The organism is Methylomonas sp. DH-1 (assembly GCF_046097555.1).
GTDB lineage: Bacteria > Pseudomonadota > Gammaproteobacteria > Methylococcales > Methylomonadaceae > Methylomonas > Methylomonas koyamae.
This window is the reverse complement of the sequence record NZ_CP143089.1, coordinates 4,385,583-4,399,400: the sequence shown is the minus strand read 5'-3', so window position 1 is coordinate 4,399,400 and position 13,818 is coordinate 4,385,583. Positions and strand designations below refer to the sequence as shown.

Below are 13,818 nucleotides of genomic sequence, written 5' to 3'. Positions count from 1 at the left end.
CGTGAAACCAACCCCCGTCACCGAAGCATCCATCCAGCACGCCGCCGACTTACTGCGCGGCGGTCAGCTCGTCGCCTTTCCGACTGAAACCGTTTACGGCCTGGGCGCGGATGCGTCCAATCCGGAAGCGGTGGCGAAAATTTTCGCGGCCAAGGGCCGGCCGGCCGACCACCCGTTGATTGTACATATTGCCGGCGCCGGGCAAATTGCTGATTGGGCCGATCAGGTGCCCGAGGCTGCTTGGCGCTTGGCGGAAAAGTTTTGGCCCGGCCCGCTGACGATGATTTTGAAAAAACGCGACTCGGTAACGCTGACGGTCACCGGCGGCCAGGACACGGTCGGTTTGCGGGTGCCGGCCAACCCGGTGGCGTTACGGTTGCTGCAGGCGTTCGGCGGCGGCGTTGCTGCGCCGTCCGCCAACCGGTTCGGCCGCATTAGCCCTACCGAAGCCCTGCACGTCGCCGAAGAACTGGACGACAGCGTGGCCTGCATTCTGGACGGCGGTCCCTGTGCGGTGGGAGTCGAATCGACCATCATCGATCTTAGCGACGACGTGCCGACCATTCTTCGGCCCGGCCGCATCACCCGCAGCCAGCTCAAGGCGGTGTTGCATGCCGATATTCGGCTGTCGCCGCAAACCAAGATACGCGCGCCGGGCATGATGGCGGTGCACTACGCGCCGAACACGATAGCCTTTCTCTGTCCGGCCGACACCTTGATTGCGATGGCCGACGACCTCTGCGCCAAAGGCCAACATATCGGCATATTGGCATTCAGCGCCGAGATTGCCGAAATTCCTTGCCTGCATATTCTCAGGCTGCCGGCCGATGCCGAGCTTTACGAACCGGCTCTGTATAGCTCGCTGCGGGCGTTGGACAATCTGGAACTGGACACCATTCTGATCGAACAGCCGCCCGAGACCGAAGCCTGGGCCGCGGTCAACGACCGCTTGAACAAAGCCACGGTTTGAGATGACCGACGCGGAATGGATGCGCCACGCCATCCGTTTGGCCCAGCGCGCAGAGGATCAGGGGGAAGTGCCGGTCGGGGCATTGCTGGTACTCGAAGGCCGCTGTATCGCCGAAGGTTGGAACCAGCCGATTCAAACCCACGACCCCAGCGCCCACGCCGAAATCGTCGCGTTGCGCAAGGCCGGCCAAGTCTTGCACAACTATCGGCTGATCGATACCACGCTCTATGTGACCTTGGAGCCCTGCGTGATGTGCATGGGCGCGATTGCCCACGCTCGCATCAAACGCTTGGTGTTCGGTGCCTACGATCCCAAGCGCGGCGCGGTCTGCCATGCGCTGCAACTGAGCGATGCCGCCTTTTTAAACCATAAAGTGGAATGGACCGGCGGCGTACTGCAAGCCGATTGCGCCGCCTTGCTCGGCGATTTCTTCAAGGCTCGCCGCGAACGCGCTAAAAAATCCGGCTAAGCCTTGCACGATCGGGACCCGAAACCGCCGCGGGAAAGGTTAACCCAAGATAGCATCAGCCTCCCTCATGCCGCAGCGCGGCTGCAGTTGCCCGTTACCGGTCATGGTATTCCAGCTCCGGATAGGCCTGCTCCTGCGGATGCTGGGTTTTTTCCGAATGGCGGAATAAATAATTCTGTAAGGTGCCGGTGTAGGTGATGCCGGCATGGTAATCGTAGAACTCGTATTCGACTTCTTCTTCGGGCGGGGGCGGCGTTTTTGCCGCCGCATGTTCGCCGTGCTCGGCCCGGACCGGCGTCAGCCAGAGTCCGAACAAGACAGCCAAGCCCATGATTTTCAGTGTGTTGTTATTGGTTTTCATCGTAGTTACCTCTGTTTGTGTGCAGCGGTATCGGGCGCAATGGCCGACTGCGGTGCTAGGGATTTAGTTCCCGGCAATCGGCGCTTGCCGCCTGTGTTGCGCGCTGCGGTCGAAGACGCGTCGCTAGCGGCTGCGGACCTTGTTGCGGCCTGCACCGGTACACTCTCGAATGGCCGCAGTCACTCCCAAACCAGCTCGTTGTAATTTACCCTACTTGCGGAGGATGTTGCCGGATAGGGTTTGGCGTTATTGTGGTTCCACCGAGAAGGTTCGCTAGACGCCGGCGACTTCCGCTCGCTAACGGCGCAGCGCCGTAACGGCATCCGGATTTTTAACGCTTGAAATTTTGGAGTAGGCCATGAAATCGAAACACGCAACGATGATAGCCGGTGTTTTGTTATCGGCGGCATTAGCCGGTACCGCAAATGCGATACAACAACCTAACTTTTACCAATGTTCCGGCCGTGGCGCCGACCTGACGCTGAGCATCGGCAGCAAAGCGGAAGTCGGCATCCTGCCGGCTGCGACCGTGCTGAACCTGGAACTGGGCCGGAAAAAATACTCGTTCAAGGAAGCCGATATTACGCGGGAATCAACCTTGATCGGCGAGTTGTGGGAAGTCACTTTGGAACATATCCCGGATTTGCGTATCGACCACGCAACGCTGGTGATCCCGCAAATCGCCCTGGGCGACGCCCCGCAAGCCTTCTCCAGCCAATTGGTTCTGACTCGGGTTGCCACGCCGTTTAGCGGCGAACCGGCCAAAGGCGTGGTCAATACGTCGAGATATGTGGACCTGAACTGCACCGCTTCGCTGGTCTATTATTAGTCAATCGGCCGAGGCGCCATTGCGGCGGCGACGGAACGCTGCCGGCCAACCGTTCAGAAGACACGCGATGACAATCCCTGCTTTTTTGAGCGCCGGAACTGCCTGCTTTATGCTGGGCGGGCTTGGGTTCAAGCCGCTGTTCGGCAAACACTGGGACCGGGCCGTCGGCTTTTGCCGGCCCGAAAAATGGTGGCCGCTTTGCAAATAGGCTTTATGGCCGGCAATTTCCGCTGGGCGGGATTGTAGATGTGTGCGAAGCGAGGTTTTCGGCAATACGATGAAGACTCGGCGTGTTGCAAATTGCAGTGAGAACCGTAAGCTACCGCGAATAGGGCGGCTGGTTCGCACAAGCCGCGCTTGAAAACCGCTAAACGCGCTACCATGTTGCCGGCATCAGAACCAAGCAGCCGGAGGCCTCTATGCGCTACCCCAATCAACCCCATTCTCCCGATTTGTTCGTCAAACGGGTGTTCGCGCTCGGCGCGGTGGCGGCGGCCTTGATGCTGCTGTGGCACTGGCTGCCGGCGCCGACCACCAACCAGCCGGCAACGCCTAGAACCGTAGCCGCGCGCGGCGATTTGGCGGCCGACGAGAAAAGCACCATCGAGCTGTTCGAAAAATCCCGCGACTCGGTGGTTTACATCACCACCGCCTCGCTGGTGCGCGACGCCTGGACCCGCAACGTATTCTCGGTGCCCAAGGGCTCCGGCTCTGGGTTTATCTGGGACGAGGCCGGCCACGTGGTCACTAATTTCCACGTCATCGCCGGCGCCAACGAAGCCACCGTCAAGCTGGCCGACGGCCGCGATTATAAAGCGGCGCTGGTCGGCGCCAGCCAGGTGCACGACATCGCGGTATTGAAAATCGGCGTCGGCTTCAAACGGCCGCCGCCGGTGCCGGTCGGCACCAGCAACGACCTCAAGGTCGGGCAAAAGGTGTTTGCCATCGGCAATCCGTTCGGTTTGGACTGGACCTTGACCAGCGGCATCGTCTCGGCGCTGGACCGCTCGCTGGGCGGCCAGGACGGTCCGGCGGTCGAGCATTTGATCCAGACCGACGCGGCGATCAACCCCGGCAACTCCGGCGGACCGCTGCTGGATTCCGCCGGCCGATTGATCGGCATCAACACCGCGATTTACAGCCCGAGCGGCGCCTCGGCGGGCATCGGCTTTGCAGTGCCGGTCGATACCGTGATGCGGGTAGTGCCGGAATTGATCAAACAGGGCAAATACATTCGCCCGGCGCTGGGTATTGAAATCGACCAGCAAATGAACGAGCGTCTGGCCGAATTGACCGGCACGGCCGGCGTTGCGGTATTGCGGGTACAACCGGGTTCGGCGGCCGATAAAGCCGGCTTGCGCGGCGTGGAAGTCTCGCCAAACGGCATCAGGCCGGGCGACATCATCGTCGCCATTAACGGTAAGGAAGTGGATACGCTGTCGAAATTATTCGCCCGCCTGGACGACCAAAAAGTCGGCGACGTCGTCAAAGTCCAGGTAGTCAATAACGGTCAGGCACGCGAAGTTGAAGTGACCTTGCAGCCGGGGAATTGATGTCCTCTTGATGAGCCAGGCGCGCGCGAGCGAGCCTGATTGCAAACCAATGCCGTTAAGTTAAGCCAGCCTCCCCCTTTGGAAAAGGGGTATCGAGGGGGATTTGAAAAATCTCCCCCGTCCCCTCTTTTTTTAAAGAGGGGAGTGAAAATCGAACCGCTTAACCGAACTGAGTTGCCGGCCGGTTTTGCCACACGGCATTACACTCGCCATTTCCCAATCGACTGGTAAGCTCGCAGAAAAACACTCTGCGCCCAGCCCACCATGATTACCGCCAAACCGCCCAAGCTCAATCCGCGCAAACTGCTGCTCAGCAAATGGACCGCCGTGGCGCCGCAGCGTAAAGAAAAGCATTTCATCGTCAGCAAGGTGCTGTGGCCCGACGATCCGGCCGCGCCGCTGGAATGGATCGAACTGGAGGCGGTGTACAGCAAACGCCTGCAAGTGCTGCCGTGGCGGGATTTGCTGGACGTTCAAGTCTGGCGCCAGGGCTGGCATTAAGCGATGAGTTACCACCTGGTCTGGTTCAAGCGCGATCTGCGGGTGCATGACCATGCTGCCTTGTGGCACGCCAGCCGGCAAGCGCCGGTGTTGTGTCTGTACATAATCGAGCCCAGCCTGTGGCAGGCGGCCGATGCCTCGACCCAACATTACCAATTTCTGCGGGAAAGCCTGCTCGATCTTGATCGTGCGTTGCGCAAGCGCGGCGGCGGTTTGCGCATCGAAGTCGGCGAAGTGGTCGATGTTCTGGACCGGATCTGGCACGAAGCCCCGTTTGCGGCGCTGTATTCGCATCAGGAAACCGGCAACTGGCTGAGCTTTCAACGTGATCTGGCGGTACAGCGTTGGTGCCGGAAACGCGGTTTGCCGTGGCACGAGTTTGCCCAGTTCGGCGTGGTGCGGCGCCTGCCAAGTAGGAACCATTGGCAAGCCCATTGGGAAGCACTGATGGCAGCCCCGTGTCTTGAGGTGCCCGGCTGCCGCTGGATCAGCGCGCCTTCACCCTTGATGTTGCCCGAACCGCAAAGCTTCAGCCTGAAACAAGCCGATCCGCCGCAACGCCAGCGCGGCGGCCGCCGGCCAGCCATAGCAACCTTGCGCGATTTCTTGTTCGAGCGCAGCGGCCGTTACCGGGGCGGCATATCCTCGCCGCTGTCGGCGCCGAGCGCTTGCTCGCGTTTGTCGGCGTATCTGGCCTTCGGTTGTTTGAGTCTGCGTGAAGTGGTGCAAGCCAGCCGCCGCCAGATCGATGCTCTGCCAACCTGCGATGCCCGCCGCGCCGGCCTGACCGCTTTCGTCAGCCGCTTGTATTGGCATTGCCATTTCATCCAAAAACTGGAAAGCGAACCGGAACTGGAATTTCGTAACATGCATCGCGGCTACGACGGCTTGCGCGAAGCGGATTGGAATCCGGCGCATTTTCAGGCGCTAAGCGAAGGCCGCAGCGGCTGGTCGCTGGTCGATGCCTGCGTGGCCATGCTGAACCGCACCGGCTGGTTAAATTTCCGGATGCGAGCGATGCTGGTGTCGGTGGCCGCTTATCCGTTGTGGCTGCATTGGCAGCCGGTCGGGACTTGGTTGGCCCGGCAGTTTCTGGATTACGAACCCGGCATTCATTGGAGCCAGATGCAGATGCAGGCCGGTACCACCGGCATCAACGCCACCCGCGTCTATAACCCGATCAAGCAGGCCCGCGACCACGATCCGCGCGGCCATTTTGTCAGGCATTGGCTGCCGGCTTTAAGCCGAGTGCCGCAGGAATGGCTGTTCGAACCCTGGCGGATGCCGACAAAATTGCAGCAGCAATGCGGAGTTAAAGTCGGCGTCGATATCCCCGAGCCGCCGGTCGATCTGGAAACCGCCACCCGCCAAGCCAAGGCTCGGCTCTATGCAATCCGCAGCCAGCCCGAAGTCAAAGCCGCCAAGGCGGCGAGTGTCGAGAAACACGGCTCGCGCAAGCGGCCCATGCCGCGCCGGCCGGCCAAACCCATCGCCGGCGCTTGGGTACAAACCGAGCTGGAATGCTGATGCACCGCAAGCTGTCGTTGCCGTCGAAAATCTGCCCGGTGTGCAGCCGGCCGTTTGCCTGGCGGAAGAAATGGGCCAAGGACTGGGATGCGGTGAAATATTGCTCGGCACGCTGCCGCCACCAACGCGCATCGGTAACGGAAACATGACCACGTTGCGCCTGATTCTAGGCGACCAGCTCAATCCGTTACATAGCTGGTTTAGCCAAAACGACGGCCAGGTGGTCTACGTGCTGATGGAAATCCGCCAGGAAACCGATTACGTGCTGCACCATGCCCAAAAAATCATCGGCATCTTCGCGGCGATGCGCGACTTTGCCCGGCTTTTGGTCGCTCAAGGCCATCGGGTGCACTATTTAAAAATCGACGCAGCCGACAATCGGCAATCGCTGCCCGCCAATCTGGATGCCTTGATCGCCCAATATCAGATTCAGCGTTTCGAGTACCAATTGCCCGACGAATGGCGGTTGGACCAACAGTTACAAGACTATTGCCGTAACTTGCCTATTTCCAACCAAGCCTACGACAGCGAACATTTCTACACCCAACGCGAGGACGCCGGGAATTATTCGGCAGCCAGCCGCATTGGCTGATGGAAAAATTCTACCGAAGGATGCGGGTCAAACACGGCGTGTTGTTGGATGCCAACCAACGCCCACAGGGTGGGCAATGGAATTTCGACCACGACAACCGCAAGACCTGGCCGGGCTTGCCGGCTACGCCATACGACAATCGACCGCGCAATGACCATGCCGAGCTGTGGCAAGACATTGTCGCGGCGGGAGTGAACAGTTTCGGCGCGGCCGACGCCGACGATTTTCGCTGGCCATTGAATCGCCAACAAGCCTTGCAGCAACTGGAAGCGTTCATCGCCGACGGCCTGCCGCATTTCGGCGCGTTTCAAGATGCTATGAGCCGGCGCAGTTGGCGGCTGTTTCATTCGCTGCTGTCGTTTGCCTTGAACAGCAAAATGCTCAATCCGCGCGAAGTGGTCGAACGTGCTGAAGCTGCTTATCGCGATGGCCAGGCGCCTCTGGCGGCCGTCGAGGGTTTTGTCCGGCAAATTATTGACTGGCGCGAATATGTGCGCGGCGTGTACTGGGCAAAAATGCCGGCGTATGTGTCGCAAAACCATTTCGGCCACGACCGGCCGCTGCCGTCCTGGTTCTGGACCGGCGAAACCCAAATGAACTGCCTGGCCGTCAGCATCGGCCAATCGCTGCAATACGCTTACGCTCACCATATCCAGCGCTTGATGGTAATCGGCAATTTCGCGTTGTTGGCCGGCCTGGCGCCCGAAGCCGTCCATCGCTGGTATTTGGGCGTGTATATCGACGCTTTCGAATGGGTGGAATTGCCTAACACGTTGGGCATGAGCCAATTCGCCGACGGCGGTTTGCTGGCTACCAAGCCTTACGTGTCCAGCGCGGCCTACATCGACCGAATGAGCGACTACTGCAAAGGCTGCCGCTACGATAAAAAAGCCCGTAGCGGCGACCGGGCCTGTCCGTTCAATGCGCTGTACTGGCATTTCTTCAGCCGCCATCGCGACAAGTTACAGCGCAATCCGCGCGTGAGCCTGGTTTACCGCAATTTGGACCGATTTGCGCCCGCCGAACGCGATGCTATCGTTCGCCGAGCCGAAGCGGTTTTGGCGGATTTGGATAGGCTTTGAGGCGTTTGGCGCTAGCCGTGGTAATCGGACAGCCATCAATCGCTGAAAAACCTTCTCCGTCGCACCCGGAGGGCATAAAGCAATGTCGTTAAGTTAATGATGGTAGGAGCGGGCCATGCCCGCGACCAATCGCCTTCGGTCGCAGGCATGGCGTCCTCCTACGGGATTTGAACAAGCCAGTCCCCGATCCTTAATTTAAGGCTATGTTTGCGTTAGTAGTTGGCGTCGCCCCGGCACGGATTGCCGGGGCCCAGAAGCCACGGATGGCAAAGTTTCAACACATCCTTGTGCCCTGGATCCCGGCAATCCCTGCCGGGATGACGGCTTCGATCTCATTCAACTACTAACGCGAACATAGCCTAATTTAACGGCTTTGGGGCATAAAGGAGAGGACTGGGTTGAGGGACGCAAAGCCATGCGCTACAACGCTCCGCATCGACTGCGTTGATAGAATCTTCCGGACACTTTTTTGCAAACTTAGCCGATACTTGGACTATGAACTTAACGATTAAACCGGCAAATCCGCAGGGAAAAGGCGCGGTCGCGATACTGGATAGTTTGCAGCAAGCCAAGCAGCAACTGGTCGTCCCCGCCAAAAACATTCAACAAATCGGCAGCGACTTGTTTACTTCGCTGTTCGTGCTAAACAGCCAGATTCGCTTCAAACCGACCGCCGGGCAAAGTTATTGGCTGTATTGCAAGGATGGACAGTATCGCTTGTCGTTAATCGCCCCGGAACAATGGTCGCCAGCCGGGAGCTATAACTGAATCTGGTGTTTGGTAGTTGAAGAGAAGCGGCGTATCTGGTTGATTATTTGTGACCAAACAAAACGATCAAAACCAAGGATACGCCACCATGAAGAAGAGTAATGTAATCGACCTGTCGAGTCGAGAAGAGAACGCCGATCTTTTGACCGATCTGATTCGTCAAGGCGCGCGGAAGTTAATAGCGCAAGCCATCGATGCCGAATTGGCTTCCTATCTGGAAGCCTTCAGCGAACGGAAGTTAGGCGATGGTCGGGCCGCCGTCGTGCGTAACGGATTCCAACCTGAGCGTGAGATTCAGACAGGCATTGGCCCCGTAGCGGTGAAGGTTCCCAAGGTTCGGGCAAAAGACGGCCAAGGGGCTACCTTTCGTTCGGCGTTGGTGCCACCGTATGTGCGCAAGACACGTTCCTTATCGGCTGCATTGCCCTGGTTATACTTGAAAGGTATCTCCAGCGGTGAAATGGAAGCCGCACTGGAAGTCCTGGTTGGCCCGGATGCCACGGGGTTATCAGCCAGCACCGTGGCCCGTTTGAAACGCGAGTGGGCGGCGGAATATAACGATTGGCGAACCCGTCGCCTGGACCGAGATCAGTGGGTCTATATCTGGGCTGATGGCATCTACAGCGGGCTGCGAGCGGAAGATGTCAAGCTGTGTGCCTTGATCATCATCGGGGTCAATGAGCGCGGGGAAAAACGATTTCTGGCGATTGAAGACGGTGTGCGCGAATCGACGCAGAGTTGGCGGGAAGTATTGCTGGGCTTGAAAGCACGCGGTATGAACAGTCCCAAACTAGCCATTGGTGACGGCGCAATGGGTCTCTGGGCCGCGCTGGACGAGGTTTACAGCGACACCCGACAACAACGCTGCTGGGTGCATAAAATGAACAACGTCCTGAACCGCGTTCCAAAAGCGGTGCAACCCAAGATGAAGCAGTCGCTGTACGACATTTGGCAGGCTGACACCCAAAAGAACGCCGAACGCGCCTTCGACCAGTTCGCCTCACTCTATGACGCCAAATATCCCAAGGCGGTTGAATGTCTGTATCGCGACCGGCATGAACTGCTGGCCTTCTATGACTTTCCGGCTCAGCACTGGCAAAGCATTCGAACAACCAACCCCATCGAATCAACCTTCGCCACTATTCGCCATCGCACCAAGCGTGCCAAAGGCTGTCTCGCCCGCGATGGCATGTTGCACATGCTATTCAAACTGGGACAAACGGCTGAGAAAACCTGGCGACGCCAGCGAGGATTTGATTATCTCGCCAAAGTGATTACCGGGGTTCCGTTCAAGGACGGCATTGAGCTAGAAACCGGCAATCAGATCGCCGCTTGATCAAGGCCTGAACACCAGATTTGACAATAGCTCTCGCCAGCCCGGTCCGGTCGCTATATCGGCGCTTGCCAATTACAATCCGATTTAACCTGGACCTTGGCGTTATCGGCAGATTGCGCCGCCGACCGCGCGTTCCTCCAAGAAATCGCCGACCGCCGCCGGCAACTCGAACAAAAACTGCAGCAAGCCGAAACCATCGACGACGCCTTGCCGGTCTACCTGGAAACCCTGCCTTACTACTCCCGCATCCTCGCCTCGGCACTGGCCTATTCGCTGAAACAGTCGATGCAGAAATCGGGTATTTCCGGCTTGAGTTACCGGCAGGCGGAAAGGCTGCTGATTGGGGCGGCGGAATAATTCATCTGCTAGACAAGTCGGAGCTGTACCGCTTAATCTTGCACCGAAGGGCTTGAGTCGACCCTAACTAGACATTAATTTCAGCAGATTGGATGACGGGTATCGGCCTTTAACCCGTTATCCATCATTTCCCATTTGCCCCAACAATTCAAACCTCCAAATGTCAGGAAAAATTAGAGCGCGAATGATTTTCTTGAAGGTGATCTTTGACGAAAATCAATTAAGATGCTATTTTTTGGTCAAAATTTAGCAAAAAGTGCCGAAATATTACAAGCTATGATCATAGACTTCACTGTCACCAATTTTTGTTCTATCAAGGAGGAGCAGACGTTTAGCCTTTATGCGGAAACACCTGGTAGCTATCTGATAGAAAATATTGTCCATCCCGCTGATGATAAAGTTGGTGTACTAAAATGCGCTGGATTATATGGTGCTAATGCTTCTGGGAAATCCAACTTATTGTTAGCTTTTCACGCCTTACAATTCATCATCGTGGGATCAGGAGAGTTGAAAGAGGGTGATAAGATTCCCTGCTATGATCCCTATCTATTATCCGAAGCTAACAAATCTTCGCCCACTAGGTTTGAAATTGAGTTTTTTGCTCCGAGCGCGGAAAATAATCAATATAAACTTATACGTTATCGGTACTGTGTGGCGTTTACCGCAAACAGAATCATCGAAGAGCGTTTAGTTTTTTATCCCACTGGACAACAAGCATCTGTCTTTGATCGGGGCATTAGCGATACTTGGCAGACAATCAGCTTTGGCAGCTTATATAAAGGTGGTAAAAAGCGTCTACCTTTCTTTGAGAATAATACCTATATATCGAAGGCTGGAGATAGTGCGGACTCTCCTCAAATGATTCGTAATGTTTACAATTACTTTCGAAAAAAACTACACCACTTTGCAGTCAATGAACGTAAGGTTAAATTAAACTGGTTCGAGGAGCCAAGTTTAGTCAAAAAAGTATCTGCTCTTTTGTCTCTGGTTGATACTGGAATTTCCAATATACGATTTCAAGAAAAATCTGAGTCGGATGATATAAAATTGCCCGATGGACTTCCAGAGGAAATTAAGGTACGCATCTTAAAAGACATTAAAAATAAGCCATTTTTCGCCCATTTAGCTGATGATGGAATGAGTGAATATTTTGAAGAGGAGAAGGAATCCGCTGGAACTCGGAAGTTCTTTGACTTTGCTCCAATATTCATTGAGATATTGTCTAATGGCGGAGTTCTGATTATGGACGAGTTAGATAATAGCATGCATCCATTTATGGTCGAGTTAATTATCAAGTTATTTAATGATCCAAATGTTAACAAAGGTAATGCTCAACTTATTTTTTCTACACACAATATTAACTTAATGTCTCCCGAACTTTTAAGGCGCGATCAAATTTGGCTTACTGAAAAGAATAAAGGTTCTACACAATTTTTTTCGCTGGATGACTTTGATAAGAAAAGAGTAAAACCACAAAGCCCATTTAGTCAATGGTATCTGGAAGGCCGCTTTGGCGGTATTCCGTCAATCAATTATCAAGGAATTGTTAATTTATTGATGTCTGGTGAGACGAATGCCTAAACCCCGGAAAAATCGTCAAGAACAAAAATTAAAACCGGTTTTGCGCATTTATTGTGAAGGGGCTAAAACTGAGCCAAATTATCTTCAAGGATACATTGATAGGTTCTTCCCAACTAATCGTCTATTAAAGGTCATAAGAATTGAAGATACAAAAAAGAACACGCCAAAACAGCTAGTTGACGAGGCTGTCGTCGCAAAGAAAGTCGCGAATAAAAGCGGTTTAAACGACTCATTTTGGGTAGTGTATGATCGAGAGTCAGAAATAAAATACTCCGAAGAACTTCACCGTAATGCATATAAGAAAGCCCAAAGGAATGATGTGGCTGTTGTGCTCTCCAACGTATGCTTTGAAGTTTGGCTGCTTCTACACTTTCAACATACAGCAGCACCGTATAGTTGTTACGATGAATTAAGGAAAAACAGTCCATTACGGCAAGAGTTCAGAAAACGGGGTATATCCGATTACGACAAAGGTGAAAAAACAATTTTCAGTCTTTTTTCTGAGCAGGAAATACAAAACGCTAGCAGGCTGGTGAAAAACTCGAAAAGCCAAGTAGGCTAAGGCATAGATGAGCCGCCAACTGTTAAAATAGGCTACCTAAATTTGGAGCCTTTCAATGCGCGGACACGATGCCATTCAAAGTAGCTGGTTCAGCTACGTTAGCCTGGAAGAACGTATTCCCAAACAGCATCCGTTGCGTCGTTTACGTCTACTCGTCGATGGCGTATTGACCTCTATGAATGCCGTCTTTGCCGAGCGTTACTCGCACACTGGCCGCCCGTCGATTGCGCCCGAAAAACTGCTGCGCGCCTTGCTGTTGCAAGTGCTGTACACCGTTCGTAGCGAACGCCAGTTGATGGAACAGCTGGACTACAACCTGCTGTTTCGCTGGTTTGTCGGTCTGGGCATCGACGATGCTGTCTGGGAACGCAGCGTGTTCAGCGCCAACCGCGAACGGCTGCTGTCCGAAGCGCTGAGTCGCGAATTTTTTGAGCGGGTACTGGCCATAGCCGAATGGCAAAACCTGGTGTCCGACGAACACTTCAGTGTCGACGGCAGCCTCATTGAAGCCTGGGCCTCGCACAAAAGCTTCGTTAAGAAAGACGGCAGCGGCCCGGACAAACCCGCCGGCCGCAATCCCGAGGTCGACTTCAGCGGCGAAAAGCGCAGCAACGCCACCCACCAAAGCACGACAGACCCGGAAGCGCGGCTCTACAAGAAAGGCGAATACACCGAGGCCAAACTGCGTTACATCACCCATGCCTTGTCCGAGAATCGCAACGGCCTGATTGTCGATGTCGAAACCACCCAAGCCACCGGCACCGCCGAAATCGAAGCCGCGCAAACAATGATCAAACGCCGTGTGCCCAAAGGCGGTAGCGTCGGTGCCGACAAAGGCTATGACCAACCGGCTTTCGTCAACGGACTCAAGGCGCAAGACATCAAAGCCCATGTGGCCCGGAAAAAGACCGGCAGTGCCGTCGATGGCCGCACCGCGCGCGGCAAAGGTTGCGCCCAAAGCCTCAAGCGCCGCAAAATCGTCGAAGAAGCCTTTGGCTGGGTCAAAACGGTCGGCGGCCTGCGCAAAACCCGTCACATCGGCTTAGCCAAAGTCGCTGGCCAAGCCTTGTTTTGCTTCGCCGCCTACAACCTGACGCGCTTGCTCAACCTATTGGTGTTCACGCCGAAACCGGCGTGGAGTGCGCCCACCTAGGGTGAAGTACGCCTGAAAACCGTCCACAGACGGCTTCAGGCGAATAAAAAGCCCTTGAAACAGGGGCAAAACGCTTGAAACTCGATGTCATGACCGATTTCAACACGAAAAAATCACGGCAACCGTGGGTAAGGGGAAATATCAGTGGGTTTTTCACCAGCCTGCTAGAGCTCGCGC

At 55.4% G+C, this 13,818-nt stretch carries 14 protein-coding genes and 1 pseudogene; 14 read left to right on the top strand and 1 reads right to left on the bottom strand.

Going from position 1 to position 13,818, the window contains the following annotated elements; all coding sequences use genetic code 11:
* Position 1: 1 nt before the first annotated feature.
* Together VXJ35_RS20135 and tadA are read left to right on the top strand one after the other, a co-directional pair.
* Positions 2 to 970: an L-threonylcarbamoyladenylate synthase gene (locus tag VXJ35_RS20135; RefSeq protein ID WP_064022932.1), complete on the top strand. Its 969-nt coding sequence runs from the start codon at positions 2 to 4 to the stop codon at positions 968 to 970.
* 1 nt (position 971) lies between these two features.
* Complete coding sequence (gene tadA / locus VXJ35_RS20130) at positions 972 to 1,439, top strand: tRNA adenosine(34) deaminase TadA (protein ID WP_064022931.1); 468 nt, start codon at positions 972 to 974, stop codon at positions 1,437 to 1,439.
* A gap of 94 nt (positions 1,440 to 1,533) precedes the next feature.
* Here the strand turns inward: tadA and VXJ35_RS20125 are convergent, their stop codons facing one another.
* Entirely contained in the window at positions 1,534 to 1,800 is a 267-nt protein-coding gene (locus VXJ35_RS20125; protein ID WP_064022930.1) for a hypothetical protein, read from the bottom strand.
* Between the two features lie 358 nt (positions 1,801 to 2,158).
* Between VXJ35_RS20125 and VXJ35_RS20120 the strand changes: the two genes are divergently transcribed.
* The 12 genes and pseudogenes from VXJ35_RS20120 (at position 2,159) to VXJ35_RS20065 (ending at position 13,641) form a co-directional block, all read left to right on the top strand.
* Positions 2,159 to 2,629: a hypothetical protein gene (locus tag VXJ35_RS20120; protein WP_064022929.1), complete on the top strand. Its 471-nt coding sequence runs from the start codon at positions 2,159 to 2,161 to the stop codon at positions 2,627 to 2,629.
* Between the two features lie 419 nt (positions 2,630 to 3,048).
* The gene (locus tag VXJ35_RS20115; RefSeq protein WP_064022927.1) at positions 3,049 to 4,182 is read left to right on the top strand and encodes a S1C family serine protease; all 1,134 of its coding nucleotides are present in this window, start codon (positions 3,049 to 3,051) and stop codon (positions 4,180 to 4,182) included.
* A gap of 264 nt (positions 4,183 to 4,446) precedes the next feature.
* The gene (locus tag VXJ35_RS20110; RefSeq protein WP_064022926.1) at positions 4,447 to 4,683 is read left to right on the top strand and encodes a TIGR02450 family Trp-rich protein; all 237 of its coding nucleotides are present in this window, start codon (positions 4,447 to 4,449) and stop codon (positions 4,681 to 4,683) included.
* A 3-nt stretch (positions 4,684 to 4,686) separates the two neighbouring features.
* Positions 4,687 to 6,210: an FAD-binding domain-containing protein gene (locus VXJ35_RS20105; RefSeq protein WP_064022925.1), complete on the top strand. Its 1,524-nt coding sequence runs from the start codon at positions 4,687 to 4,689 to the stop codon at positions 6,208 to 6,210.
* The gene (locus VXJ35_RS20100) at positions 6,204 to 6,359 is read left to right on the top strand and encodes a DUF2256 domain-containing protein (protein ID WP_408953918.1); all 156 of its coding nucleotides are present in this window, start codon (positions 6,204 to 6,206) and stop codon (positions 6,357 to 6,359) included. The genes VXJ35_RS20105 and VXJ35_RS20100 overlap by 7 nt, the downstream gene beginning before the upstream one ends.
* Positions 6,356 to 7,884, top strand: a pseudogene (locus tag VXJ35_RS20095) (cryptochrome/photolyase family protein). The gene VXJ35_RS20100 and the pseudogene VXJ35_RS20095 overlap by 4 nt, the downstream one beginning before the upstream one ends.
* Before the next feature lie 495 nt (positions 7,885 to 8,379).
* Complete coding sequence (locus VXJ35_RS20090) at positions 8,380 to 8,652, top strand: hypothetical protein (RefSeq protein ID WP_231914792.1); 273 nt, start codon at positions 8,380 to 8,382, stop codon at positions 8,650 to 8,652.
* An 88-nt stretch (positions 8,653 to 8,740) separates the two neighbouring features.
* The gene (locus VXJ35_RS20085; protein WP_064023366.1) at positions 8,741 to 9,988 is read left to right on the top strand and encodes an IS256 family transposase; all 1,248 of its coding nucleotides are present in this window, start codon (positions 8,741 to 8,743) and stop codon (positions 9,986 to 9,988) included.
* 96 nt (positions 9,989 to 10,084) lie between these two features.
* Positions 10,085 to 10,345 carry a hypothetical protein gene (locus tag VXJ35_RS20080; RefSeq protein WP_231914791.1) on the top strand — a complete coding sequence of 87 codons (261 nt, stop codon included), beginning with the start codon at positions 10,085 to 10,087 and terminating at the stop codon, positions 10,343 to 10,345.
* 225 nt (positions 10,346 to 10,570) lie between these two features.
* Positions 10,571 to 11,926, top strand: coding sequence for an ATP/GTP-binding protein (locus tag VXJ35_RS20075; protein WP_231914790.1), 1,356 nt, complete (start codon positions 10,571 to 10,573; stop codon positions 11,924 to 11,926).
* Positions 11,919 to 12,488: an RloB family protein gene (locus tag VXJ35_RS20070; protein ID WP_082881018.1), complete on the top strand. Its 570-nt coding sequence runs from the start codon at positions 11,919 to 11,921 to the stop codon at positions 12,486 to 12,488. Before VXJ35_RS20075 ends, VXJ35_RS20070 begins: the two co-directional genes overlap by 8 nt.
* Positions 12,489 to 12,543: 55 nt before the next feature.
* Positions 12,544 to 13,641: an IS5 family transposase gene (locus tag VXJ35_RS20065; RefSeq protein WP_064022923.1), complete on the top strand. Its 1,098-nt coding sequence runs from the start codon at positions 12,544 to 12,546 to the stop codon at positions 13,639 to 13,641.
* Positions 13,642 to 13,818: the final 177 nt, after the last annotated feature.

Bases quoted from the DNA above. Each gene is read 5' to 3' on its own strand.
- VXJ35_RS20105 (WP_064022925.1), top strand. From the start codon at position 4,687: ATGAGTTACCACCTGGTCTGGTTCAAGCGCGATCTGCGGGTGCATGAC.
- VXJ35_RS20100 (WP_408953918.1), top strand. From the start codon at position 6,204: ATGCTGATGCACCGCAAGCTGTCGTTGCCGTCGAAAATCTGCCCGGTG.
- VXJ35_RS20090 (WP_231914792.1), top strand. From the start codon at position 8,380: ATGAACTTAACGATTAAACCGGCAAATCCGCAGGGAAAAGGCGCGGTC.
- VXJ35_RS20120 (WP_064022929.1), top strand. From the start codon at position 2,159: ATGAAATCGAAACACGCAACGATGATAGCCGGTGTTTTGTTATCGGCG.
- VXJ35_RS20075 (WP_231914790.1), top strand. From the start codon at position 10,571: ATGCTATTTTTTGGTCAAAATTTAGCAAAAAGTGCCGAAATATTACAA.
- VXJ35_RS20070 (WP_082881018.1), top strand. From the start codon at position 11,919: ATGCCTAAACCCCGGAAAAATCGTCAAGAACAAAAATTAAAACCGGTT.
- VXJ35_RS20115 (WP_064022927.1), top strand. From the start codon at position 3,049: ATGCGCTACCCCAATCAACCCCATTCTCCCGATTTGTTCGTCAAACGG.
- VXJ35_RS20110 (WP_064022926.1), top strand. From the start codon at position 4,447: ATGATTACCGCCAAACCGCCCAAGCTCAATCCGCGCAAACTGCTGCTC.
- tadA (WP_064022931.1), top strand. From the start codon at position 972: ATGACCGACGCGGAATGGATGCGCCACGCCATCCGTTTGGCCCAGCGC.
- VXJ35_RS20085 (WP_064023366.1), top strand. From the start codon at position 8,741: ATGAAGAAGAGTAATGTAATCGACCTGTCGAGTCGAGAAGAGAACGCC.
- VXJ35_RS20125 (WP_064022930.1), bottom strand. From the start codon at position 1,800: ATGAAAACCAATAACAACACACTGAAAATCATGGGCTTGGCTGTCTTG.
- VXJ35_RS20065 (WP_064022923.1), top strand. From the start codon at position 12,544: ATGCGCGGACACGATGCCATTCAAAGTAGCTGGTTCAGCTACGTTAGC.